This is a genomic window from Roseiflexus castenholzii DSM 13941, from assembly GCF_000017805.1.
GTDB lineage: Bacteria > Chloroflexota > Chloroflexia > Chloroflexales > Roseiflexaceae > Roseiflexus > Roseiflexus castenholzii.
In genome coordinates this window covers 2876286-2900346 of the sequence record NC_009767.1, presented here as the reverse complement: position 1 = coordinate 2900346, position 24061 = coordinate 2876286, and the positions used below count along the sequence as shown (strand labels likewise).

The 24061-nt window shown below is 56.9% G+C and carries 22 protein-coding genes and 1 riboswitch; of the genes, 11 read left to right on the top strand and 11 right to left on the bottom strand.

Going from position 1 to position 24061, the window contains the following annotated elements:
- Positions 1-41: 41 nt before the first annotated feature.
- The 4 genes from RCAS_RS11610 to RCAS_RS11595 all read right to left on the bottom strand — a co-directional run bounded on the left by RCAS_RS11610 (position 42) and on the right by RCAS_RS11595 (position 4234).
- Complete coding sequence (locus RCAS_RS11610) at positions 42-380, bottom strand: (2Fe-2S) ferredoxin domain-containing protein (protein WP_012120756.1); 339 nt, start codon at positions 378-380, stop codon at positions 42-44.
- 14 nt (positions 381-394) lie between these two features.
- Positions 395-1699: an ABC transporter substrate-binding protein gene (locus RCAS_RS11605; protein ID WP_012120755.1), complete on the bottom strand. Its 1305-nt coding sequence runs from the start codon at positions 1697-1699 to the stop codon at positions 395-397.
- Between the two features lie 121 nt (positions 1700-1820).
- Entirely contained in the window at positions 1821-2033 is a 213-nt protein-coding gene (locus tag RCAS_RS11600; protein ID WP_012120754.1) for a hypothetical protein, read from the bottom strand.
- 182 nt (positions 2034-2215) lie between these two features.
- Positions 2216-2359: riboswitch (cobalamin riboswitch) on the bottom strand.
- Between the two features lie 99 nt (positions 2360-2458).
- The gene (locus RCAS_RS11595) at positions 2459-4234 is read right to left on the bottom strand and encodes a choice-of-anchor Q domain-containing protein (RefSeq protein WP_012120753.1); all 1776 of its coding nucleotides are present in this window, start codon (positions 4232-4234) and stop codon (positions 2459-2461) included.
- A gap of 204 nt (positions 4235-4438) precedes the next feature.
- Between RCAS_RS11595 and RCAS_RS11590 the strand changes: the two genes are divergently transcribed.
- Positions 4439-4777 (top strand): hypothetical protein, encoded by a 339-nt coding sequence (locus RCAS_RS11590; protein ID WP_012120752.1) that lies wholly within the window; start codon positions 4439-4441, stop codon positions 4775-4777.
- 494 nt (positions 4778-5271) lie between these two features.
- Here the strand turns inward: RCAS_RS11590 and RCAS_RS11580 are convergent, their stop codons facing one another.
- From RCAS_RS11580 to RCAS_RS11555, 7 genes are all read right to left on the bottom strand, one after another.
- Positions 5272-6153: a DUF72 domain-containing protein gene (locus tag RCAS_RS11580; RefSeq protein ID WP_012120751.1), complete on the bottom strand. Its 882-nt coding sequence runs from the start codon at positions 6151-6153 to the stop codon at positions 5272-5274.
- A gap of 3 nt (positions 6154-6156) precedes the next feature.
- Entirely contained in the window at positions 6157-7548 is a 1392-nt protein-coding gene (locus tag RCAS_RS11575; RefSeq protein ID WP_012120750.1) for an Asp-tRNA(Asn)/Glu-tRNA(Gln) amidotransferase GatCAB subunit A, read from the bottom strand.
- Positions 7549-7637: 89 nt separating this feature from the next.
- Positions 7638-7778, bottom strand: a complete 141-nt coding sequence (locus tag RCAS_RS25175) for a hypothetical protein (protein ID WP_157042628.1) — start codon at positions 7776-7778, stop codon at positions 7638-7640.
- Between the two features lie 29 nt (positions 7779-7807).
- Complete coding sequence (locus RCAS_RS11570) at positions 7808-10036, bottom strand: heavy metal translocating P-type ATPase (protein WP_041330662.1); 2229 nt, start codon at positions 10034-10036, stop codon at positions 7808-7810.
- 36 nt (positions 10037-10072) lie between these two features.
- The gene (chrA, locus tag RCAS_RS11565) at positions 10073-11281 is read right to left on the bottom strand and encodes a chromate efflux transporter (RefSeq protein WP_157042627.1); all 1209 of its coding nucleotides are present in this window, start codon (positions 11279-11281) and stop codon (positions 10073-10075) included.
- Between the two features lie 3 nt (positions 11282-11284).
- The gene (locus tag RCAS_RS11560; protein ID WP_012120747.1) at positions 11285-11899 is read right to left on the bottom strand and encodes an SH3 domain-containing protein; all 615 of its coding nucleotides are present in this window, start codon (positions 11897-11899) and stop codon (positions 11285-11287) included.
- Positions 11900-11963: 64 nt separating this feature from the next.
- Positions 11964-14300: a xanthine dehydrogenase family protein molybdopterin-binding subunit gene (locus RCAS_RS11555; RefSeq protein ID WP_012120746.1), complete on the bottom strand. Its 2337-nt coding sequence runs from the start codon at positions 14298-14300 to the stop codon at positions 11964-11966.
- An 80-nt stretch (positions 14301-14380) separates the two neighbouring features.
- On the opposite strand from RCAS_RS11555, the gene RCAS_RS11550 reads away from it, so the two are divergent.
- From RCAS_RS11550 to RCAS_RS11510, 10 genes are all read left to right on the top strand, one after another.
- Positions 14381-14722, top strand: a complete 342-nt coding sequence (locus RCAS_RS11550) for a hypothetical protein (protein WP_157042626.1) — start codon at positions 14381-14383, stop codon at positions 14720-14722.
- Between the two features lie 353 nt (positions 14723-15075).
- Entirely contained in the window at positions 15076-15756 is a 681-nt protein-coding gene (locus tag RCAS_RS11545) for a type II restriction endonuclease (protein ID WP_012120744.1), read from the top strand.
- A gap of 98 nt (positions 15757-15854) precedes the next feature.
- The gene (locus RCAS_RS23975) at positions 15855-16799 is read left to right on the top strand and encodes a DNA adenine methylase (RefSeq protein ID WP_012120743.1); all 945 of its coding nucleotides are present in this window, start codon (positions 15855-15857) and stop codon (positions 16797-16799) included.
- Positions 16800-16944: 145 nt separating this feature from the next.
- The gene (locus RCAS_RS11540; RefSeq protein ID WP_012120742.1) at positions 16945-17406 is read left to right on the top strand and encodes a hypothetical protein; all 462 of its coding nucleotides are present in this window, start codon (positions 16945-16947) and stop codon (positions 17404-17406) included.
- A 200-nt stretch (positions 17407-17606) separates the two neighbouring features.
- Positions 17607-18518, top strand: coding sequence for a M23 family metallopeptidase (locus RCAS_RS23970; protein ID WP_198135921.1), 912 nt, complete (start codon positions 17607-17609; stop codon positions 18516-18518).
- Between the two features lie 129 nt (positions 18519-18647).
- A complete protein-coding gene (locus tag RCAS_RS11535) occupies positions 18648-19142 on the top strand; it encodes a GNAT family N-acetyltransferase (protein WP_041330659.1) in 495 nt (164 codons plus the stop codon).
- A 172-nt stretch (positions 19143-19314) separates the two neighbouring features.
- Positions 19315-19809 carry a pyridoxamine 5'-phosphate oxidase family protein gene (locus tag RCAS_RS23965; RefSeq protein WP_198135920.1) on the top strand — a complete coding sequence of 165 codons (495 nt, stop codon included), beginning with the start codon at positions 19315-19317 and terminating at the stop codon, positions 19807-19809.
- Between the two features lie 152 nt (positions 19810-19961).
- Positions 19962-21032: a site-specific DNA-methyltransferase gene (locus tag RCAS_RS11525; protein WP_232279994.1), complete on the top strand. Its 1071-nt coding sequence runs from the start codon at positions 19962-19964 to the stop codon at positions 21030-21032.
- A gap of 284 nt (positions 21033-21316) precedes the next feature.
- Positions 21317-21982 (top strand): DNA methyltransferase, encoded by a 666-nt coding sequence (locus RCAS_RS11515; protein ID WP_012120736.1) that lies wholly within the window; start codon positions 21317-21319, stop codon positions 21980-21982.
- Positions 21957-23537: an Eco57I restriction-modification methylase domain-containing protein gene (locus RCAS_RS11510; RefSeq protein ID WP_012120735.1), complete on the top strand. Its 1581-nt coding sequence runs from the start codon at positions 21957-21959 to the stop codon at positions 23535-23537. Before RCAS_RS11515 ends, RCAS_RS11510 begins: the two co-directional genes overlap by 26 nt.
- Positions 23538-24061 lie beyond the last annotated feature (524 nt).

The window sequence follows — 24061 nt, the reverse complement described above, 5'->3', positions numbered from 1 at the left end:
TGCACGTTATCGTCCCATCGGGGCGCCCACAGGGGGCGCCTCTATGTGCGACCGTTACCTTCGCCCTGCAAGCGATGAAACATGTGCTCCGTCACCGGGCGATTCTGCCCGAGATGCTCGCGCACGATCCGTTCGAGCACCGCTTCGTCCACATGGTGGTACCAGATTCCGTCGGGGTAGACCACCACAATCGGACCGCCGGAACACACCCCCAGGCATGACGACGTTCCTCGTTTGACCCGCCGGGGATGCTCGTAGGCGCCCAGTGGTCCAAGCAGACGCGCCAGGCGAGTGTAAAGGTGCGTCGCCTTCCCCGATGGATCGCAATACCGCCCGGTGCAGATAAAGATATGGCGCGCATAGGGGTTCATACGAGGCATGTCCATGGTCTCCCCTATGGCTCCAATTTCTGGTAGAAGTACAACTCGTGGTCCGGCAGCAATTCGGGATGGAAGATTTTGATCAGATCTGCCAGCACAACATCGGGGTTGGTCAGACCGCTCTCGAAGTAGTCGTTGCCACCATTCTCGTTGAGGCGCTTATTGTTATTGAACACGTTCCCCTTCTGGAACGCGGCAAACTGCGTGAAACGCTCGTCTTCCGCCTTGCCATCGGCGAGGCTCTTCCACATGCCGGGGTTGAGCCAGAAGTCGGCGTCGCGGGCGCGCTCAAAGACTTCCTCAAAACTCAGCGGCAGGCTGCCGGTCGATGTGTCGTCCGCCCAGAGGTACATCGCCCCGGCATCCGCCAGCAGTTGGGCAGCGTAACTTTGGCCCCCTGACACGAACCAGGTTCCCTGGAACGGTGCACCGGTGAAAACGGTCGGTTTATTCGTGACATTGCGCGCTTTTGCTGCCATTTCTTTGTAGCGGCTCGAAATCCGGTCGTAGACCTCTGTCGCCCTGGCTTCACGGTTGAAGAACGCCGCCGTGAACTTGATCCACTCGGCACGCCCCAGAGGCGAGGTTTCCATATACTCACTGTTCAGCACCACCTTCAGCCCGGCTTCGAGCAGTTTGGGATGCGCGTCGTACTCCGGGTTGCCAACGCCGTAGGTCATAATCAGGTCGGGCTGAAGATCGATCGCCTGCTCGACATTCACCTGACCGCCTCCGCCGATTTCGACCAGTTCGCCCGCATCGATCTTTTTGCGCACAGCAAAATTGTTGATGTACAGAAAACTATCAACGCCAACCAGTCTGTCGAGCACGCCAAGTTCGTCGAGGTGCGGCAGATGGGTGGTAGACATGGCGACAATACGCTTGACCGGCACGTCGATCACGAGCGCATCGCCGACATCGGTTGGCGGCGGTGTGCCACACTGCACCAGCACATAGCGAAATTGCACATCGGCATCGCGCCACGGATTGAGCACGGTTATGACTTTGTAGTTGTTGAAATACTCAATCGTCCAGCCAACCGAGTCACTGATCGAAACTTTTTCCGGGAAGTAGTCGATCTCCGGGTCGTACTCGCTGACACACCCTTCGGTCAGATTAGCGGTCGGAACTTCACGAACCGCGACCGTCGGCGCAATGGTCGGCTCAACCGTAGGCACAGCGGTTGGCGCCGCAGTTGGCGCGCTTGTCGGCGCTGCCGGAACACTGGTGGGTGACGGCGCTGCGGTTTGCGGGCTACCACACGCGATCAGTGCGGTTGCCAGCAGTAACAGTGTTATCCAGCGAGACAATCGGTGCATGCTTTTCCTCCAGTCTGAGAGCAGAGCCTGATCTGCGAGAATCCGTTGTGATCCGTCCATATCTGTGCACGAGAGATGGATCGCCCGACGAGACTTTGGTGCGGAATACCCGACTGCTGCATCACTCCCGCGACGCGCGGGCATCCGAACGCTGCCGGCTCAACAGGCGACAGAGCCACTCCAGCCGGGCATACTCGCGGCTCAACCGATCCGCCAGGCTCCAGCCATACGATGTCGGCAGCCAGCCGAGCAGTTCAATCTCATGCTCGATGTGAAGCAGACGCTCCTGGCACAGCGCAAGTTCACGGCACAGGTCGTCGTCATTCACAGTCACGCCGGACCTCCGCCCAACGGCCGCCGATTATCTGGACGCCGTCGGCAGCGTATCGCTCCCGGTTGCACTGCCCAACAACAAACCACCCCGGTCTCTTCCGAGAACCGGGGTGACATGACCTGCCCATTGCGTGCGAGAAAGGGGCATAGAACATGTTCTCCTCCCTGGCTCGAGAAGGGTCGAACACAATCAACATCGCGGCAGGCGTCCTGGCTTCCGGCAACGATTGCCGGTTACAGTTGCGGCACAGCGCTGGACTTGCACCAGCTTCCACCTTTATGCCCTGGCATCCGGGCCTGCGGGTCACCGCGATGGTATTCACTTGTCGAGGTTCTTATGACACATGTGATAATAGCATACCTTCAACAAAGGCGCAAGCAAGGTGAAGGGGGCATCGATAATTGATGTTGCCAATCTCCCCTCCCCTACCTGGCGACGAGAGGCGCGAATGATGTGAACGGCGCAGTGGTCACTTCAACGCTTACACTATTGCCAAACGCACTACATACGAGGTCATTGCAGGCGCGAAGACGGACGGCATAGCGCCCGCGATCAAGGAGGATGGTGTTGTTGGCGACCGTGAGCACCCACGTGGCGCCATCGTCTCGCTGCGCTTCGGCTTCGTACCACACTGCGCCGGCGACCGGATTGAACGATAGGTGCACAAGGGGACCGCCATTCTTACTGCTCAGCCCAACGAGGGTTGGCGGATCGAGCCGGTTGACCGGCGCCGTTCCACCATACTCAAATGCGCCCAGATCGCACGCGCCTACCCGCGCCGCTCCCCGTTGATCGAACGATGGACAATCGGCGCCGGCATCGATTGCCGGGCTGCCGGCGAGTAACGCAAGGGTTGGCAACGGGCCGCCATGGTCAGCGACAGCCGCCTCGAGCCGCGGATCGGTCCTCGTGATACCACTTATGCAGTCGCGGCCTTCGGGACTTTGCAGATTGCGGCTGCCGCGAAACGCGCCGAAACACTGCACCGAGTCGTGGGCGCTCCCGAGTCGATTACCGGCGATGATCACATTCCGCAACTCGACATCGGCGCCATTGCTGGACGTATTGTAGATGCCGCCGCCGAGCCGATCGGCGTAATTATACGCAACGGTAACATTTATGACCGTAGCCTGCCCGCCATTGAAATAGAGACCGCCGCCGCCGCCTTTATCGGCGTTTTGCGCATCGGCGCGATTACCAACCACCGTGAGATTGGTCAGCGTCGAGCGGTTCCAGCCGGAATGGAAGACGCTCTGCGCGATCACAATCGCCCCGCCGGCATCTTCCGAACGGTTGTTGACAAACGTCGAGTCGCGCAGGGTGAGCGGACCATTGTGATGCATCAAAGCGCCGCCGCTTGCCCGATTATTACTGTTGAGATAGACAATGTTGTCGGCAAAAAAACTACGCTCGACTTCAGAGCGATCGGGGTAGTAGAGGTATGAGTAGACTGCGCCGCCAAAATTGCGCGCTTTGTTCCCGGCAAAAATACTATCACGGATAATAATCTGCCCGCCTGCGCCTTGTTGACCGGCGCCATCATTGTAGATCGCGCCGCCGAAGCCGAAATTAGCCACAACCCCGCCAATTGAACTATCGTTGTTACGGAATGTCGAACGCAAGACCGTGATCGGACACCGCAAATTGTAGATGGCGCCGCCATTGATGCCGCGATTCTGCTCGAAGAGGCTATCTTCAATGTGGAGTTTGCCAAAATGCATGGAAATGGCGCCACCGCCTTCTTCATCAGTACCAGCAGTGCTATCGTTATTGCGAAAGATGCTGTTGTAGATAAAGACCTGTGAGTTCAGACCGGCGGAACGAATCGCCCCACCCTCAACACTCCGGCCATCAATCAGAGTCAGATTGCGGATTGTCAGCGTTGCGTCGTAGAGCCAGATAATGCGGGTGCGCCCGCCGCCGCTCAGCGTCACCCGGCCGCCTTGCTGCGGACCGCCGCCATCGATCTCGGTATTCTGGCGCAATTCCAATTGACGTGAGAGAGTGATCGTCACGGGTTGAGGACCGCAGTTGAACGTAACCAACCCGCCGCCGGCGACAGCGGCACGAAGCGCAGCTTCGGTGCAACTCGCCGGCGTGCCGTCGCCAACCACGCTGGCGGCGCGAACCGGTGTCGCTGTCCAGATGAAACAGATGCCGACAATAGTCAGCCAACGCACCAGAGATGATAGATGTTTCATTTGTTCACTCCTGTACGACGGCGATACAATGGAACGCCATTCATCCTACAAGGTACAGGATCGGTCAGGGATGATCTCCATGACTTTTGGGCTATATGGGTAATACTGGCGGCATACCAGGAAGACCGCCAGCAGATGGCTCGTTCACCTCCTCACCCCTGTGCTATGCTATCATAGCGCCATGATTATCAGGAGAATCAGAGCATGCCGCGAACCATTGAAGTCATTGTGCACGCCGATGGACTGATCGAACCGCTTGAGCCGATTGTTGTCAGCGGGAAGCAACGCGGGTTGTTGACAATTCTGGAAACGCCTTCGGAAGCGACGCAGAGCATCACATTAGCGGCACTGTTTACCCGACTGCAATCTGAAGGACTCCTTGCTTCGCCGAAACCCGGCGCTGCTCGGACCCCGCTCATTGATGGTGCAACGCTCGATGCGCTGCTGCTCGCTGCAGGACTTCAGGAGACGCCTGAAGAGATTCCCGAGTCGATGCGCTATGGAGGCGCATTCCTGATGGCACACCGCTTTCGCAGATCGTGATCGAGGATCGTAAGGAGCGTTTCTAGTGGCGATTTTCTACGCTGATAGCAGTGTTCTGGTTAAGCGCCATATTCAGGCACAAGGCTCAGTATGGTTCCGGTATCTGACCGCATCTCGTGCAGGCAATCGAATTGAGACAGTGCGCTTGAGCATGATTGAAGTGATCAGTGCGCTGAATCGGCGGGTGGGAAGGAACGTTGCTACCGACGGTCTATGCCGCTGTGCGCGATGATTTTCTGGCTTGCTGTCGACGCCGCTATCGGATTGTGCCGATGACGGGTGATGTGCTCCGCCGGGCGCAATACCTTCTCGAACAGCATCCTCTGCGCGCTTATGATGCACTCCATCTGGCTTCGACACTGGAAGTGTCCCTCCGCCTTACAAGCGCCGGACTGCCGCCGCTCACTTTTCTGGCTGCCGATGACCGCTTGCCCGGCGCTGCAACGGCTGAAGGCTTGCCCGTTGATAATCCAAATCGCCATCCCTCGTCGGGTTCAAAACAGCGTCAGTTGCTCGCTATCATCTCTGGCGCTCTCCCACGGCAGAGGCGGCACACCGGGCGTTCCATCGAGACGACGTTGCAGTGCGCGGCAGAGCAGCGGCGACTCGCGTTCCACCGGGCAGTGCATGAAGAAAAACACCATCGTGCCTTCGGCAATCCACGCGCGCACCCGCGCTGCCCATTCGTCGATCAGCGGGTCGTTCCGCGCCACGTCCGGGTGGCCAATGTACCGCACCAGCGCGAAGGAGGCGCTACGCAACGGATGGAGCGGCACATCCGGCTTATTGTCGCGCGCGCGGCGCAGGTCCTCCTCCGCACCGGGCAGTGGTCCCAGGTCGAGCGGGCGCACATCCATGAGCACCCGCCCGATGCCATGCTCCTCCAGCAGCGCCATCAGCGCCGCTTCTCCCTGCGGCGCATACCACTCCGGGTGACGCACTTCGACCGCCAGACGATACGCGGGGTTCCACGCTGAGAGCCATGACGCCAGGTCGTTCATCTGATGCGGCGAATAACCCGGCGGCAACTGGAGAAAGAACGGACCCAGCCGTTCGCCGAGCGGCGCCATGCGCTGCACAAAGGCGTCAGTTTCGCGCCTCCGTCCCGCCAGTGGTCCCTGATGGCTGATGTCGCGCGGAAGTTTGAAGCAGAAGCGGAACGAGGGCGGCGTCTCATCCACCCATCGCTGCACCGTCTCAGCCGACGGAATGGCATAGAAGGTCGTATTGCCTTCAACAGTCGTCAGACGGCGGCTATACAGGCGCAGGTAATCGGCGCTGCGGCTGCCGCGCGGGAAGAGAACGCCAGACCACGAAGCGTGCGCCCAGACAGCGCAGCCGAGATAGAACCGCGGGTGATCCGTAGCCAGGGTCATGGCTCACCATCCCGGCGGCGTCTGGCGATGCCATGAGGTGGCACGCTCGAACGCCTTGCCCGCGCGCAGCACATGCGCTTCACGCCACGGCGCTGCAACGATCTGCAACCCGATCGGCAAACCGGCGGCGCTCATACCACACGGCGCCGATAGCGCCGGCAGACCGGCAAGGTTAAAAGGCGCTGTGCAGCGGGTCAACTGACGGGCTGCTTCGACCGAATCCAGTCCTTCGATAGGGAGCGCCGTAATCGGTGTTGTAGGTGTCAACAACACATCGAACTGCTCGAAGAGGCGTTCCAGTTGGCGCCGCCACTCGCTCTGAAAGCGGCGCGCCAGAATATACTCGGTGGAGGTAAAGGCTGCACCGCGTTCCAGGCGCATCCGCACATCTGCGCCAAACTGCTCTGGATGCGCGCGCAACCGGTCACGGTGAAACGCCGCAGCATCACTGGTGGTCATCAACGCATTCATTTGCGCTGCGTCCTGTCCACGACCGAGATCGACACGTTCGACGCGCGCACCCAACTCCTCGAACACGCCGGCAGCCCGATGAACAGATGCCAGAACCTCTGCGTCGGCATTGCCGAAATGGGCATCGTCCGCCAGCGCGATGCGCCATCCGCCCACGCCTGCATCGATGCTGGCAAGCAGATCATCCACCGGCGCGGCGACGCTCACCGGATCGTCCGGGTCGTACCCGGCAATCGCCTGCAACAGGAGCGCAGCATCGGTCACGGTGCGCGCCATTGGACCGGCGTGGTCGAGGTTCCAGCTCAATGGCACAACACCTTGCAGGCTGACCCGTCCAAAGGTCGGTTTGAACCCGACGATACCGCAGAGGGATGCCGGGATGCGGATGCTGCCGCCAGTATCACTCCCTAGCGCCCCCATGCACAGACCGGCCGCCAGCGCCGCCGCCGCGCCACCCGAAGAACCGCCGGTGATGCGCGAGGTATCCCAGGGGTTGCGCGAAGGACCATAGTGCGGATTAATATTCGTGACGCCTAATGCCCATTCGTGCATGTTCAGTTTACCGAGCAACACCGCGCCTGCCTGGTACAGCAGAGTTACCGCGCGCGCATCCACGTCCGGCATACGCTCGGCAAAGAAGGTCGCACCGGCGGTGGTGCGAACGCCTGCGGTATCGTACAGGTCTTTCAGCGCAATCGGAATGCCGTGCAGCGGACTGCGGCGCGCGCCACGCGCCAGTTCGTTATCGGCAGCGCGCGCCTGTGCCAGCGCGTGGTCGGCAGTGACCGTAATAAAACTGTTGAGGCGCGTATCGTGGGTCGCAATGCGATCCAGGTGCGCGCTGGTCAACTCGACCGCCGAAATCTCACGGCGCGCCAGCAGGTCGGCGGCGTCTTCAATAGTGAGCCGAAAGAGGTCGGACATCCCTGATCTCCCTGTTCAATATACGCAACATCCGAGCGGCGCTTCCGGCGCAACCGCATCCAGCCGCCCCCTTTCCGGCGATGCCGCCGCTAGCGCGGCATTGCTGCCGGGATGTCAGCGCCGCCGGTCTGAGCGTCGGCGCCTCCAATTTGTGCAGACCGGTCCATCCAGTTGCAGCGCTTCGGCGACGACGTGATACTGACCGGTTCGGTCGAGTGTACTGTCAGCATCCCGACAGCAATCGGGTTGGCGCTATCGTTCAGGAAAACGCTTCTGTTTTGGGACGGAAGCCAAGCAACCGGAGACCGTTCAACGTCACGAGCAGCGACGTTCCCATATCGGCGAACACCGCCATCCACATGGTGCTCCATCCTGCTGCGACAATCGCCAGAAACACCACTTTCACGGCGATGCTGAATGCAACATTGAGCATAATGGTTCGTCGCGCGGCGCGCGCCAGCGCGAACACGAACGGCAGGCGACGAAGATCGTTGCTCATCAACGTCACATCGGCGGTCTCCATCGCCTGATTCGCGCCGCCGTGCGCTGCACCGATAGCAATTCCGACCGTCGCCGATGCCAGGGCAGGCGTGTCGTTGATGCCATCGCCGACCATCGCCACAGCGCCATAGGCAGCGCGGAGATTCTCAACCGTCTCCGCTTTGTGAGCAGGAAGCACTTCAGCGCGCACATCATCGACACCGACGTCGGCAGCGACGGCATATGCCGTCTCACGGCGGTCACCGGTCAGCATAATGATATGCTCGATCCCCGCCTCACGGAGTAGAGCCACCGCCTCACGGCTTTCGGGGCGCACTGTATCGGCGACGCTCAACATACCGGCGAAAACCCCATCGACGCTGATCATCAGCGGCGTCCTGCCGACGCTGGCATCCTGTTCTGCGCGGTTGCAAAAGGAACGTGGGTGGGGTGATGTTTCATCGAAATAGCGGTGGCTGCCGATCACCACTGTGCGCCCTTCAACCTCGCCGATAATACCGTGCCCTGGCAGAGCAGCGACCGACGCGGCAGGCGGCACGGTCTGGCTGAGACCTCGCCTACGCGCTGCATCAACAATGGCGTGCGCCAGCGGATGTTCCGAGCGCCGCTCAACGGCACAGGCGAGTTCGAGCAGCGTATCGCATGCGTCACACCGCGCGTCATTGTTCTGTTCCGGTTCGCGGCAATCGACCGAACGCACCATCACAAGCGTCGGCTTGCCGGTCGTCAGGGTGCCCGTTTTATCGAACGCAACCGCGCGTATACCACCAAGCGCCTCGAGCGCCGCGCCGCCTTTGATCAGCACACCGGCGCGCGCGGCGGCGCTCAACGCACTGACCACGCTGACCGGCGTGCTGATCACCAACGCACAGGGGCAGGCGACAACCAGCAACGCCAGGCTGCGGTAGAACCACCCGGTTTCGTCCGGCGACGGGTTCCAGAACGGCTGCCCGAACAGTAATGGCGGCACAGTCGCCATCAGCGCAGCAATGCCAACCACCGCAGGCGTATACCAGCCTGCAAAGCGGTCGATCATACGCTGCACCGGCGCGCGACGGTCCTGCGCCTCCTGCACCAGGCGGATCATCCGACTGATCGTATTCTCACTCGCCGGATGCGTGACGACCACCTCCATCACACCTTCGCCATTGATGCTCCCGGCATACACGTGTGCCCCCGGCGTTTTGACAACCGGCACGCTCTCACCGGTGATCGGCGCCTGATCGACGTGGGTTGCGCCGCTGCGCACCACGCCATCCATCGGCACACGCTCACCAGGGCGCACAATGATCACATCTCCGACTTCCAGTTCGGCAACCGGCACGCGCGTCTCGTATCCATCGCGCAGACGCAGCGCCGTTTCGGGCGCGAGGGTCATGAGCGAACGAATGGCGTCCCGCGCGCGCGCTGCCGTAAACCCTTCAATCGCCTCGCCAATCGCAAACAACACCATCACCAGCCCTGCCTCGACGTGCGCGCCGATAATGACGGCGCCGACCGCTGCAATAGTCATCAGAGCATTGATCGAGATAGTTCGGCTGACGACCAGTGATCGCCAGGCGCTGCGCGCAATCGGCAACCCGGCAGCGACCAGGGCAGCCCATGCCAGCGCGTCGATCCAAAGAGTGCGCCAGCCAAGGAGTTCGTGCAACACCACACCTGGAACGATCAGCACGGCGCCGACCAATGCCAGGCGCGTCTCGACACGCTGCCACATAAATCGGACAAACGACACTGGCGCGTCCGAAGAAGGCGAAGTTGCACCGGTCTCGTCAGTCGGCGTCGCTTCATACCCCAACGAACGCACATACGCGATAACTGTATCAGGTTCGACAGCGCCGCGCACGCGCAGCCGTCCTGTCGTGGCATTCAGTTCACACACCTCGACGCCATCGAGACGAACCAGGCTCACCTCGATAGTGTTCGCACAATGCGCACAGTCGATGCCGTGAACAGTGAAGATGTGATCGCGTGTCTGTGTCTGCATTGGTTCCCGGTTCTCAGTTCTCATAACCTCTAACCTCTAACCCCCTACCCTCCAACCAACCCCCGCAGCAACAACGACAACCAGCCACGGCGGCCATTTCCACAGCGTCAGCATCCCGAAGCATCCCAGCGCGAGGGCTGCATCACGCGGCGTCATGATAGCACCGGTCATGACCGGCGTATAGAGGGTAGCAAGGAGAATGCCAACGACCACGGCGTTGACGCCGCGCAGCGCTGCCTGCGCTTCTTCTCGGGAGCGCAGCCAATCCCAGAACGGCAGCGCACCGATGACCAGCAACCACGCGGGCAGAAAGATCGCCAGCAGCGCCAGCATGCCCCCTGCCCAACCGTTGAGCGGTGATGTCTGAACAGCCCCCAGGTATGCCGCAAACGTGAATAGCGGACCGGGCACAGCCTGCGCCATGCCGTAGCCAGCGATGAACTGCGCATCACCGACCCACCCTGGCGGCGTCACCTCGGCGCGGAGCAACGGCAGAACCACATGCCCGCCGCCGAAGACCAGCGCGCCGGCGCGATAGAAACTATCGAAGAGCGCGAGCGCGTGGAACGGGAACGCCGCGCGCGCCAGCGGCAGCGCAACGAGCAGCCCGAAGAAGACGATCCAGCACCCAATCGCCAGGCGGCGATCAAACGACGGCAACGCCAGCGGCGCCGCCAGCGGCGCGCCGCACCGTAACAACCGCCAACCAACAACTCCGCCAGCGACAATGATAACGATCTGCGCCAGCGCATTGCTCCAGACAAGCAACGCCACCGCCGCAAGGATCGCTATCGTTGCGCGTATGCGGTCGGGGCAGAGAGTGCGCGCCATACCCCACACCGCCTGCGCCACAACCGCCACTGCAACAACCTTCAGCCCGCGCAACGCCGCCGTATCTGCGCCGAGCCACACAACGCCATATGCCGCTGCAATCATCAACAGCGCTGACGGAAGGGTAAACCCCAGCCATGCCGCCACGCCACCCGGCAGACCGGCGCGCATGATGCCAAGCGCGACACTGACCTGGCTACTCGCCGGACCCGGCAGAAACTGACAGAGCGCCACCAGATCGGCATAGGTGCGATCATCGAGCCAGCGCCGCCGAACGACGAACTCTTCCCGAAAATACCCCAGATGCGCAATCGGGCCGCCGAACGATGTCACTCCCAGGCGCGCAAATGCCGCGAGCACTTCGGCGACCGAGCCACGCGACACTGCGAGCGGTCGAGTTTCTTCTTGCACCACATGTCACTCAGGCGCAGTCACCAATTCCTCGCCGGCCACCCATCCTTCGCGGCCATCGGCAGCGCGGATGCGCCACCAGTGATACCCGTCGGCGGCGACAGGACCTTCGAGCAGCGTGAGTTGCGTGCCCGGCGCCAGACCGTCGTGCACCTGCGAGTGAAGACCGGGGGCGCTGCGGCGTCGCAGATTCTTGCCGCCCGCCTTCTGCACCCAGGCGGTTGCACCGACTGCCAGACCCGGTTTGCTGCCAGCCAGTTCTGCGACGGCAGCGCTGGCGCTCTTCGCCTGCTCTTCCATCGCAGCCTTTTCCTTCGCCAGTTGGCCGATCTGCGCTTCGAGTTCGCGCACGCGCGCGTTGGCATCGTGCAGCGCCTCCTGCGTTGCAGCGACCGTCAATCGTTCTGCGCTTGCGGCGCCTCTGGCGGCTTCCGCCTGCTTCTGAGCCTCAGCCAGTTGCATAGTCAACTGATCGATTTCGGAGGTGCGCTGATTGAGTTGCTTCTGAAGTTCGTAGATACGATCACTCAGGTTCTTGATCGTCTCGCCGATCTTCTGCTGCTCCGATTTCTCCTCTTCCGTCTTATCCTTATCTTTGCCGAACAACGGACCGAGACCCATAAGAGCGCTCCTTTCATTGGCGCTGGCGCCGCAAATCGCCAGCCCGCGAGTGCACGAACAACGCTTACGCTCCATCCTGAGCCTGACGGCAGGCGCGCCAGACTTTCTCAGGTCGCAGCGGCATGTCGATATGCCGCACGCCAAGATGTTTGAGCGCGTCTACGACGGCATTAACAATGGCAGGCGTCGAGCCGATTGTTGCCGCTTCGCCGATCCCCTTGGCGCCAAGCGGATTGTGCGGCGTTGGCGTGACTGTTTGTTCCACCACAAACGCAGGCAGATCATCGGCGCGCGGAAGAGTATAATCCATCAGCGACCCGCTGAGCAACTGCCCATTTTCGTCGTACACCACCTCCTCGAACAGCGCCTGAGCAATGCCCTGCGCCAGACCGCCATGCACCTGACCGGCGACGATCAGCGGACTGATGCGCGGACCGCAATCATCGACACTCACATAATCGCGCACAGTCACGATGCCGGTGTCGGGATCGACCTCCACCACTGCCAGATGCGCGCCAAAGGGATAGATCAACGCCGGCGGCTTGAAGAAATCAGTCGCCTCCAGACCCGGATCGACATCATCGGGCAGATCATCAGAGTAGGCGCGTTCCGCGATCTGCACCAGCGTCAGCCCGCTGTCGGGCGCGCCTTTGACATGATAGCGCCCATCATCGAACACGACATCATCAAGCGCCGCTTCGAGCATATGCGCAGCAATCCGGCGCGCCTTCTCGCGCACCCGCGCAATCGCGCGCACGAGCGCGCCACCACCGACCGCCAGACTGCGACTGCCCATCGTACCGTTGCCCATCGGCGTCAATGCTGTATCGCCGCTGCGCACAATGACCTTCTCGAAATCAGCGCCGAGTTGATCCGCAACGATCTGTGCAAAGGTCGTCGCGCTCCCCTGACCGTGCGGCGAAATGCCGGTCATGACCGTCACCGTCCCGGACGGCTCGACGCGCACGTGGGCGCTTTCGTATGGACCAAAGCCGCACATTTCGACGTAACAGGCGATACCGACACCCAGCAGCGGCACACGCTCGCCGGCGGCGCGCGCCGCGAGGCGCTGCTGCTGTTCAGCGCGCCAATCGGCATAGCGCCCCACCTCAAGCGCCTTGCTCAGCGCCTTGTCATAGTCGCCACTGTCGTAGATCGGACCGACCGGCGTCTTGTAGGGGAAAGCATCAGGCGGAATAAAGTTGCGTCGCCGCACCTCGACCGGATCAAGGTGCAATTCATACGCAACGGCATCCATCAGGCGCTCGATATAATAGGCGGCTTCTGGGCGACCCGCGCCGCGATAGGCGGCAACCGGCGTCGTGTTGGTGTAGACACAGGTGATTTCGTAATCAACGGCAGGAATCCGATACACCCCCACCGCCATCATCCCCGTCAGGTCAGGAATGCCCGCCGACACCGGATACGCGCCGAGATCGGCGACAACCCGCGCGCGGAGCGCCGTCACGACGCCATCGGCAGTCACTGCCGCCTCGTAGTCGGCAATCTGCGCGCGCCCGTGCGTCGTCGCCTGCATATGCTCCAGGCGCGTCTCAACCCAGCGCAGCGGCATGCCCATGCGCCGCGTCAGCGCCGCCAGCGCCGCCTCTTCGGGATAGACGCCGATCTTAACGCCGAACCCGCCGCCGACATCGGGAGCAATCACGCGGATCTGATTTTCCGCCATGCCCAGCATCTTTGCCAAGTCGCGCCGGATCCAGTGCGCCGCCTGCGTGCTCGTCCAGACCGTCAATCCTTCGGTCATCGGATCGAGCGCCGTCAACACGGCGCGCCCTTCCATTGGCACCCCCGACAGGCGCTGACTGACCATGCGCAGTTTCACCACCCGATGAGCGTTGGCGAAGGCATCTTCGACATCGCCGCGTTTGCGTTTCCATACGTGATCGATATTGTTCTTCGCCCCCTCGAAGAGCAGCGGCGCATCAGGGCGCAGCGCCTGTTCCATGTCGGCGACTGCCGGCAGCGGCTGCCAGTCGATCACGACCGCCGCCGCGCCGTCTGCCGCCGCTGCCGGACTGACCGCGATGACCGCAGCCGCGATTTCGCCGACATGCCGCACCTTACCGACCGAAATGGGGTAGTGTGAGTACTTAGGCGACTCCCCTTCCGCCACATCCGAACCTTCGCTACCCTCAAACAGCATCTCGGTGCAGGCATCCCGCAGGTCCTCGCCGGTCACGACCGCCGTGACGCCTGGAACCCGCAGCGCCGCCGATGAGTCAATCGCGCCAATCCGGGCGTGCGGGTATGGGCTGCGAACAAACGCGACATGCTGCATCCCAGGCAACGACATATCGCCCACGTAGCGTCCTGCGCCGGAAATCAGGCGCGGATCCTCCCTGCGGCGCACCTCTGCGCCAATCAGTGATGCGTAAGCCATAAGACCCTCATTCTGGAACTCGGAGAGCGGATCGTGCATGTACAGTATAGCAAAACAATTGAGGAGTGCGGCGCGCGAAATTGAGTACAAAAGGTCAGGGCGCCGCCATTCCCCGCAAGCAGCGCGTGACGCCACTCCCGCAGACGACGCGCACCGCAGGCGCCGGCAGTGTCTCGATGTTTATGGGAAAGCGGCGCGCGATGTTGCGCACTGCATGCGCGCGACATTCGGCATACAACCTGCATACCCGCACCCGGCGCGCCGCCATTCCGCACAAGCGGAACGCGCCGCGTCACCCCGAACTGAACCCGCATTCGCTTGTCACGTCATCCCATCGCGCGCGGATGGCGCAGATGATAAACGCCAATGAACCGGCGCCTTTCCAAATCGACGCCGTTTCGATGCGGAGCGCCGCATCTTGACGACACCACGCGCCGAATTGCGCAGCCCAGGCGGATGACCGGAAGCGGACACGGGCGCATGCTTGACATTGGATATGGCGTCATGTACACTCATCACGGTTCTTGGATCGCGCAACGCGCGCCAACGAAGCGGCAGCATCGCGGGTGAGTTTCAGAAGCGAAGGGTATCCATCTATCCGTCTATCAAGGCGCCTGCGGGCATCAGCGGACGAAGGGCGGACGAACGCTGTGCAGGGCGGGGTTCGATGGACGGTTATCCGTCTAACAGAGCGCTGGCTGGAATAGGCGGAGGCGGTTCGTCTACTTCTTCATGTTAGCCCGCCCATCCAAATCCAAGATGGTACAATACAGCAATGGATAAAAACAATTTTTTGGATGCGCTTCAGAAAGAAGTAGATACGTTTAATTCGGCGTTTTCCACTCCAAATGGTGACTGGATTATCAAGGGGTTTATTGACATAGCCAAGAACATTTACACCATTTCGGCAGACACAAAAGTTATCTCAAAAATCATGGAACTTTTGTTGTTCCCAGAGCTTGCGCACTTCGCAGAAAAGCATGGCTTGAAAATGGTCTTATCGGAACAGCAGAACTTTTATCCAGACATAAGTTTTGTAGATGATGATGGTCACCGTTTTGCACTTGACTTGAAGAGTACTTACAGAGTTGATAGTAGCCGCGTGAATGGTATGACACTCGGGGCTTTTACTGGATACTTCCGAGAAAGGAATAGCACAAAGAACATAACTTTTCCCTACGTTTCTTATAGCGGACACTTTGTTCTGGGTGTGATTTATTCAAAGACTGATGACTTGATTGACGAGCGAAGAAGATACACTCTCGATGAACTTGAGCGGATTACATCTGTCATCAGAGACTTTCAGTTCTTTGCTCAAGAAAAATATCGCATTGCGTCTGACCGTCCAGGGAGTGGCAATACCAAGAATATTGGTTCAGTCACAGAGATTGATACGCTTGTAAATGGATCTGGCTCGTTTGCTTCGTTAGGAGAAGATGTTTTTGATGACTACTGAATGTATTACTTGACCCAAGATATGGCAAGATTAGTGGAATTGGAACGGCCGCCTTATACCAATTTGCGCAGTTATTTGAAATACAAAGTCTTGGCAAAGTGATTGTTCTTCAAGGTTTACCGCGCACAGTAAAGCAAGTAATTGTCCCCCCGATAAAGTGTCAGGGGATTAAAACGAAGCTCGTCAAATTCATCTTGAGCAATGTCTCCTGGAATGGCAAAGGGCGATGGATAGAACCGTTTCTTGGGTCAGGTGTCGTTTTGTTCAATGTGCAACCAGAACGTGCATTAGTCAATGATATCAATCCCCACATTATCAGGCTGTATCAGATGATTTATGATGGGAGTTTGTCGCCAGAAGAAGTAAGAACGTATTTAACAGCAGAAGGCAAAAAATTGCTCGTCAGTGGCGAAGATTACTATTACGCAGTAAGAGAACGCTTCAACAAGAGCGGAGATCCATTAGACTTCATTTTCCTCAACAGATCATGTTTTAACGGGATAATGCGCTTTAATAGTAAGGGGGAGTTTAATGTTCCGTTTTGTCGTAAACCAGACCGCTTTCGTCAGTCCTATGCGACTAAGATAGTTAATCAGATTTCACAGATACGTAAAATCATGCAGAGTAAAGATTGGGAGTTTTGTGTTGGAGATTGGCGACACATTCTTGAGAATGTCACAGAAGACGATTTTGTCTATCTTGACCCGCCTTACATCGGCAGACATACAGATTATTATCAGCAATGGTCGGAAGATAACGCGTCTGATTTGGCGATAATTGCTCGGAATTTGCCGTGTGGTTTTGCGTTGTCTATGTGGAAAGAAAACAAATATCGCCTAAATCCACATATTGCTTACTATTGGGATGGATTAATCGAGAGAACCTTCACTCATTTTTATCATGTAGGTTCGACCGAAGATCTCAGAAATTCAATGGAAGAAGCTTTGTTGATAAAACCTGGCCACGAAGCAGGGAAAGTTGAAACTACGAAAGCTGCCAAGCCTGTCCAATTGGCGTTTGCTTTGCATGAACAGGCAGGCTAACAAGTGTTTCCACCTGACGGCTTCGCCTCCCCTTCGCTACGCTCAGGGTCGGCTCGCCGCAGGTGATGCGCGGGCCGTTAGGCGGGCTCCTTTCAAGAACACCGCCTCATGCAAGGGTTCTCCATTCAAGTATAGGAGAGATCGTATGGAAACAACGCTCGCTGGTATGGGACAGGCGCTGATGCTGCTGCTTGGGCTAGCAGTTTTCTTCGCGCTGGTCTTCGCAGGCGTGCTCGTGGTGCTGAGGTATACCGCCCGAAAGAAAGAAGCCAGCGCACGGGAACGCTATCCGACCGCGCGGCAGATCAGCCGCGCCAGCTTCTTTGGACAGGAGTCGCGCGGGGTCGCGCAAATGCGCGGGAATGGCACGTTGATCCTCACTGACTCGGATCTCATCTTTGAGATGTGGGTTCCGAACACCGAGTTCCGCATCCCGCTCCGAAGTATTCAGTCGTTGGAGAACCCGACCTCGTTTCTGGGCAAATCGCGCTTTACGCCGCTGCTGAAGGTGGTGTACACCAATGCCCAGGGATCGACGGATGCGATGGCCTGGCAGGTGCCCGATCTCAGCGGCTGGATGAGTCAGATCAACGGAGCGCGGACGTAACACTTGAGCTGAGACATGGATATGGAGGTAAACGAATCGTCACCGAAATCTTAAGAGCACAACGAAAGCAAGGTAAGATAGTCCTGCTTATCACACAAGCCCGCCCAACACGGTTTGCAAGCGACGTTGCTTCGCTGGCGCTCCGCAACGCGCCTGAAGCCCGCCGTTGGGCGCTTCGCCTTAAAACAATGGAGAGAGCAATGTCTTTTGTCACGTCGCTAAAAATATTCTTTGAGTATCTCATCTCGGTTTTTATTTGGTCAATTTTCAATCCCTATGGTTTAGTACAAACTGTACGACAAGCCACAGGACAATGTATCGCCATCGGTCGAGCGTGTATCAAAGGTGTCGTCTATGACGATACGGTGAGTTTTGCGCTACCATTTGAAGGAACATGGAAGGTCGTTAATGGTGGTATTCGCAAACAAACTTCCCATTCGTGGATTCTCGTCGGGCAAAGGTATGCGTATGATTTTGTAGTTGTTGATGAATCTGGAAAAACTTATCAAGATAGTACAGAAAAACCAAAAGATTACTTTGCTTTTGGCAGATCTATAATTGCAGCAGAAGATGGAGTTGTGGCAGATGTGCGGGATAACATCAGGGATTACTTCCTCGCAGGAAAAGGTTGGGTAGATATAACAACCCCTGATATACGCGGAAACTATGTTTTGATAAAGCATGACACTGAGAGATATACACTTTATGCGCATTTGAAGGTAGGCAGCATAACAGTGAAAAAAGGCGAGACGGTTGTCTCAGGGCAGAAGATAGGCGAGTGCGGGCATTCGGGGCATTCTTCCGAACCTCATTTACACTTTCAACTACAAGATAGGGCAGATTTCTACACGGCGATAAGTTTACCTGTAAAGTTTAGGAATTTTGAGCGTTCAAAGGGTAACATCAAAGAATGTGTTGTATCAGGGTTTGTTGAAAGAGACTACCTGGTGCGCAACATTGATCACTGTACATCAGGGATCATCGAAACTACAGAGTTCATCAAACCAACAGGTTTCGATCTTATTTGGAACGTTTTCATTGTACTCCTTACGCTTTTCGGAATGTTCGCCATCGTAGCGCGAATGATCGAATTCATTCTTGACCGGTTATAGCGCTTAACATCGCGTGCAAACGGACGGACAGGAGCTTTTGTTGAAACCAACCGTTGGGCAAGTATGCAAGTATCAATCGGTATCTTGAGTGATAACCGGCTAACTATCCAAGGAGTTCAAGGCGCATGCTTGTCAGAGACAGATCGGAAAACCATCATCGCACTCTGCAACCGCGCTTACGAAGACGACTTAGAACCACTGTTCAACACGTTTGTTGGCGCAACGCATGTTCTTGGATACCACAATGGCCTTCTCGTCAGCCATGCGCTCTGGGTGACCCGCTATTTGCAAGTCGGAAGTGGTCCTCTCTTGCGCACAGCGTACATCGAAGCGGTTGCTACCGACCCCGCCTACCGCAAGCGAGGTTTTGCAACAACCATCATGAAACGCATTGCGGATGAGATTGGAGACTATGAATTGGCCGCACTTTCTCCATCCAGTGTCGCGTTTTATGAGCGACTTGGGTGGGAGCTTTGGCGTGGTCCGTTGTTTATCAGAACCGAAACTGACTTGTTGCCATCTCCTGCTGAAGAACAGGTGATGATTCTACGTCTTCCGAAAACACCGCCGCTCGATCCAAATGCACCACTTTCCGTAGAGTGGCGTGAAGGTGAATTGTGGTGATAAGGACGTTGTAGGAGTACCATCGTGAACCCAGATTCCATATCATATGTTGTTGGGGGGCCTGCCCAACCTGCGGATTGAGACGACCGCCCTTCGAGCGGCGGCTGAACCGCATCGTTGGGCAGTTCCTTGCAAAATTAATTTTTACAAACGTGGAGTTCGGTCAAGCCCTATGTTGCGTCCAATTGTTATTCCTGAAGCCACACCCGCAAGAAAAGTACAAGGGTATAACACGCCCGAAACAAAGGAAAATCTTCTTTCTTGGGATTTTGTCTCCAAGCAAATGTCACAATCTCGACATTACTGGATATGCACCGTATTTCCCAACGGTCGTCCTCATGTCGTGCCTGTCTGGGGTATTTGGTTTGAACATCGTCTCTTCTTTGAAGGAAGCATGCAAACCGCATGGGGTAACAACATCTTGCACAACCCGCATATTGCCGTTCACCTGCCTGATGCAGAGAAAGTGGTTATCATAGAAGGCACAGCGCACATTATTCAAGATGACGAAATTGACGACGAAACATGGAATATCCTGGATAGTACTTTCCAAAAGAAATATCAGGTTGACAAAGGTTCACCGTATATCTACGTCCATCCCAAACGAGTCTTGGCGTGGGATGGCGAAAGCCTAATGACAATGACTCGTTGGTTGTTCGACGAGTGACGTTGAAAAACAGAATTGGACAAGACCGCCGGTATTGTCAGATACCCCTCTTTGTATAAAAAACACGTTCTGAGAACTGGATCGCCTCATACGTGTGGTTTGGAGTAATCATTATGCCACTACCTTTAAATCAGATTATTGAAGGTGATTGTGTGGAAATACTGAATACGTTACCAGAAACATCCATTGACCTTATTTTTGCCGATCCTCCCTATCATTTACAGTTACAAAACGAACTTCATCGACCAAATATGACGAAAGTGGACGCTGTCGATGACGACTGGGACAAGTTCGAGTCGATGCAAGCGTATGATGAATTTACTCGAACGTGGTTAACGGCGTGTAAGCGGGTCTTGAAACCAACCGGCACCATCTGGGTTATCGGAACGTACCATAATATCTTTCGTGTTGGGGCCATGATGCAGGATTTAGGGTTCTGGATCCTCAATGATGTTATCTGGATAAAACTAAATCCGATGCCTAATTTTCGTGGTGTCCGTTTTACCAATGCCCATGAAACCCTCATTTGGGCAAGTACCGGTAAAGATGCAACATATACGTTCAACTATTACGCGATGAAAGGGTTGAACGATGAAAAGCAAATGCGTTCTGACTGGTGGCTTTTACCGTTAGCGACGGGATCGGAACGGGTAAAAAATGAACATGGCGATAAAGCCCATTCCACCCAGAAGCCGGAGGCGTTACTGTATCGGGTGATTTTGTCATCCAGCAATCCCGGTGATGTGGTGCTTGACCCATTTTTTGGAAGTGGAACAACGGGTGTTGTCGCGAAACGTTTGCATCGAAATTGGATTGGAATAGAAAAGGAGAAACGATATGTCCAGATTGCGCAAAAGCGCATTGACGCAATGCAGCCAGAGATGTTTGACGCTGCGACGTTTGATGTAAAGAGCAAAGCCAAATCTGCTCCTAAAGTGGAGTTTTCGGTTCTGGTCGAACATGGGTATGTACAACCTGGGCAACGATTGTTTTTTGGAAAAGACAAAACGAAAGTGGCCACAATCAAGCCTGATGCTCGGCTCCGTACTGCGGACGGCTTCGAAGGCAGCATCCATCAGGCAGGTAGCCATTACATGAACAATGCGCCCTGTAATGGGTGGGAGCATTGGTTTATCGAAGTTGATGGTCAAATGATCAGTCTTGACGAAGTGAGAGAAAAGTTTCGGGTAGACAAGGGGCTTTACAATGAACGATCAGGTTAAAGAGTGGTTTGCAGTTATTCGATAGGTTTTTGCACATCAGTTATGCAGATGTGGACAGGCGCCTGGCAGAAATTGGCGATGATCCAGCAATTCTTGACATCTTCGACAAGATGGACCATAAATCAAGAGCGATAGCACTTTGGCGAAAAGTATTTGAGGCCGTAAAGGCTGCCCCACACGCACATCCACCCGACAGGCTTCGCCTTCCCTTCGCTACGCTCAGGGTCGGCTCGTCGCAGGTGATGCGCAAGCCGTTCGCCTTCCGCTCGTGAATGGGCAACGATATGAAATCACAGGTGAAATCGAAAAAACGGGTGACCGATTACGGTGAGGTGCTCACGCCAAAGCACATCGTGGATGCCATGCTCGACCTGGTTAAGCAGGAGACGGAGCGGATTGACTCGCGCTTTCTGGAACCGGCCTGTGGAACCGGAAACTTTCTCACGGAAATTCTGGAACGCAAGTTAAGGGTCGTCGAGCAGCGCTACGGGAAGAGTCAGGTAGAATACGAGCGTTACGCGATCCTGGCCGTTTCGTCGCTCTACGGGATTGACATTCTGGCTGATAATGTCGAAGAGTGCCGCCATCGGCTGTTTGAGGTGTTTGATGTGGCCTACACCCGCCTCTTTGGAGAAAAGACGAAAACGCAGTGCCGGGAAGCGATACGCTTCATTTTGCGGCGCAACATCATCCATGGCGACGCGCTTTCGTTGCAGACGGTCACGGACCCGCCGCAGCCGATTATTTTTTCTGAGTGGTCGCTGGTCAATGGCAGTCTGCTCAAGCGGCGCGACTTTGCCTTCCATGAGTTGGTGAGCCATAGCGCGATGCGAGAATTGCCCCTCTTCTCCGACCAGGGCGAGGAGGTGTTCATCCCGGAGCCGGTGAAGGACTATCCGCCGGTGCATGTTCTGGAGGTCGCCCATGCCTACGACGAACTACAACCCTGATGTGCTCTCCTGCCTGGCGAACCTCTCCAGCGACGAGGTGTTCACGCCGCCGCAACTGGCTAACCAGATGCTGGACCTGCTGCCGGCTGAGCTGTGGAGCAATCCCGAGGCGCGCTTTCTCGACCCCTGCTGCAAATCGGGCGTGTTCCTGCGCGAGATCGCCAAGCGGCTGGACAAGGGATTGGAAGCCAAAATCCCTGACCGGCAGGCACGGATTAACCATATTATGAAAAACCAGCTCTTCGGCATCGCCATCACCGAGCTAACTGCGCTCATCTCGCGTCGTTCGCTCTACTGCTCCAAGACTGCCAACGGCAAGTATTCGGTCTGCACCGCCTTTGACACACCCGAAGGCAACATCCGCTACCGGCGCATTGAGCACACCTGGAAAGACGGCCGCTGCGTGTTCTGCGGCGCCAACGAAGCCAACTACGCCCGCGGCGCGGAACTGGAAACCCACGCCTACGAGTTCATCCACACCGACAACCCCCTTTGCCTTTTCGACGAGCGAAGTGAGGGTTGTCATTTCGACGAGCGAAGTGAGGAGAAATCCATGAAATTCGATGTGATCATCGGCAATCCGCCGTATCAGTTGAGCGACGGCGGCTTTGGCCGAAGCGCCACTCCGATTTACAACAAGTTTGTCCATCAGGCGAAGAAGCTCAATCCACGCTATCTCGTGATGATTATTCCAGCACGTTGGTATTCCGGCGGAAAGGGCTTGGACGACTTCCGCGAGGGGATGCTAAAAGACAACCGCATTCTCGAGATACACGACTTCCCCGATGCGACAGATGTTTTCCCCGGTGTACAAATCAAAGGTGGTGTCTGCTATTTTCTTTGGGACCGCGATCATCCCGGCTTGTGCAAGGTCTCCAACTATTTGCACGGCAAGGTGGCAACGATGGAGCGCCCGTTGATGGAAGCGGGGGCAGATACCTTTATCCGCTACAACGAGGCGATTTCTATTCTCCGTAAAGTTCAGCAATTCAACGAACCCTCGTTCAAGACGCTGGTAAGCGCACAAAAGCCGTTTGGGCTTAGAACGTATGTTCTTGGCAAACCAGAACCATTTCCGGGAGCAGTGAAGCTTTATCAGAACGGCGGCGTTGGTTGGGTCAGCCGAAAGGAAATCGCACAAAATCGGGAATGGATTGATACTTATAAGGTTTTTATTCCCAGATTAGGTAGTGGAAGTGACAGTTTCCCACATCCGATACTAGGACATCCATTTGTAGGCGAACGCAATTCTGCCTGCACCGAGACGTATCTTGTCATCGGCCCTTGCAACACAGAGACCAAAGCAGAAAATATCATTTCGTATATCCGAACTCGCTTCTTTCGATTTCTTGCGCTATTAAACAAGCCGACGCAAGATGCGCCCAAGCGAGTCTATCAATTCGTCCCCATGCAAGACTTCTCCAAGCCTTGGACTGATGAAGAACTCTACCAAAAATACGGCCTAACCCAAGACGAGATCGCCTTCATCGAATCCATGGTCCGGCCGATGCCAGCGGAGGACGAACCGGAACCGACGGAGGAAACCGATGAGTAACGATCTTCCGGTTGCTCACGACCAGCCGCTTAAAGCGCAGGATGGCAAACTTCCGCGCCAAGGGAAATACCGTGAGGCCCCTTTGTCATTTCGCGGGAGTGCTAGCGGCCAATGGTCATTTGGCGGGAATGCCAGCGATCGCTGTCATTTCGCGGGAGTGGTAGCGATCGCTGGTCATTTCGCGGGAGCGGTAGCGATCGCTGGTCATTTCGAAGGAGCGCTAGCGATCGCTGTCATTTCGCGGGAGTGGTAGCGATCGCTGGTCATTTCGAGGGAGCGGTAGCGATCGCTGGTCATTTCGAAGGAGCGCTAGCGATCGCTGGTCATTTCGAGGGAGCGGTAGCGATCGAGAAATCTTGGAAGGTTTCTCGCTTCGCTCGAAATGACAATGCCGCGCTCGAAATGACAATGCTGCGCTCGAAATGACAATGCCGCACTCGAAATGACAATGCTGCGCTCGACATGACGATGAATGCGTGAAATGAAAAGAGGTGTAAAATAACGGTACAACCCAATGACTCGCT

Excerpts from the sequence above, each read along its gene's own strand:
- RCAS_RS11610 (WP_012120756.1), bottom strand. The coding sequence starts at position 380 with ATGCCTCGTATGAACCCCTATGCGCGCCATATCTTTATCTGCACCGGG.
- RCAS_RS11605 (WP_012120755.1), bottom strand. The coding sequence starts at position 1,699 with ATGCACCGATTGTCTCGCTGGATAACACTGTTACTGCTGGCAACCGCA.
- RCAS_RS11595 (WP_012120753.1), bottom strand. The coding sequence starts at position 4,234 with ATGAAACATCTATCATCTCTGGTGCGTTGGCTGACTATTGTCGGCATC.
- RCAS_RS11590 (WP_012120752.1), top strand. The coding sequence starts at position 4,439 with ATGCCGCGAACCATTGAAGTCATTGTGCACGCCGATGGACTGATCGAA.
- RCAS_RS11580 (WP_012120751.1), bottom strand. The coding sequence starts at position 6,153 with ATGACCCTGGCTACGGATCACCCGCGGTTCTATCTCGGCTGCGCTGTC.
- RCAS_RS11575 (WP_012120750.1), bottom strand. The coding sequence starts at position 7,548 with ATGTCCGACCTCTTTCGGCTCACTATTGAAGACGCCGCCGACCTGCTG.
- RCAS_RS25175 (WP_157042628.1), bottom strand. The coding sequence starts at position 7,778 with ATGCTGACAGTACACTCGACCGAACCGGTCAGTATCACGTCGTCGCCG.
- RCAS_RS11570 (WP_041330662.1), bottom strand. The coding sequence starts at position 10,036 with ATGCAGACACAGACACGCGATCACATCTTCACTGTTCACGGCATCGAC.
- RCAS_RS11560 (WP_012120747.1), bottom strand. The coding sequence starts at position 11,899 with ATGGGTCTCGGTCCGTTGTTCGGCAAAGATAAGGATAAGACGGAAGAG.
- RCAS_RS11555 (WP_012120746.1), bottom strand. The coding sequence starts at position 14,300 with ATGGCTTACGCATCACTGATTGGCGCAGAGGTGCGCCGCAGGGAGGAT.
- RCAS_RS11545 (WP_012120744.1), top strand. The coding sequence starts at position 15,076 with ATGGATAAAAACAATTTTTTGGATGCGCTTCAGAAAGAAGTAGATACG.
- RCAS_RS11540 (WP_012120742.1), top strand. The coding sequence starts at position 16,945 with ATGGAAACAACGCTCGCTGGTATGGGACAGGCGCTGATGCTGCTGCTT.
- RCAS_RS23970 (WP_198135921.1), top strand. The coding sequence starts at position 17,607 with ATGTCTTTTGTCACGTCGCTAAAAATATTCTTTGAGTATCTCATCTCG.
- RCAS_RS23965 (WP_198135920.1), top strand. The coding sequence starts at position 19,315 with ATGTTGCGTCCAATTGTTATTCCTGAAGCCACACCCGCAAGAAAAGTA.
- RCAS_RS11515 (WP_012120736.1), top strand. The coding sequence starts at position 21,317 with ATGAAATCACAGGTGAAATCGAAAAAACGGGTGACCGATTACGGTGAG.
- RCAS_RS11510 (WP_012120735.1), top strand. The coding sequence starts at position 21,957 with ATGCCTACGACGAACTACAACCCTGATGTGCTCTCCTGCCTGGCGAAC.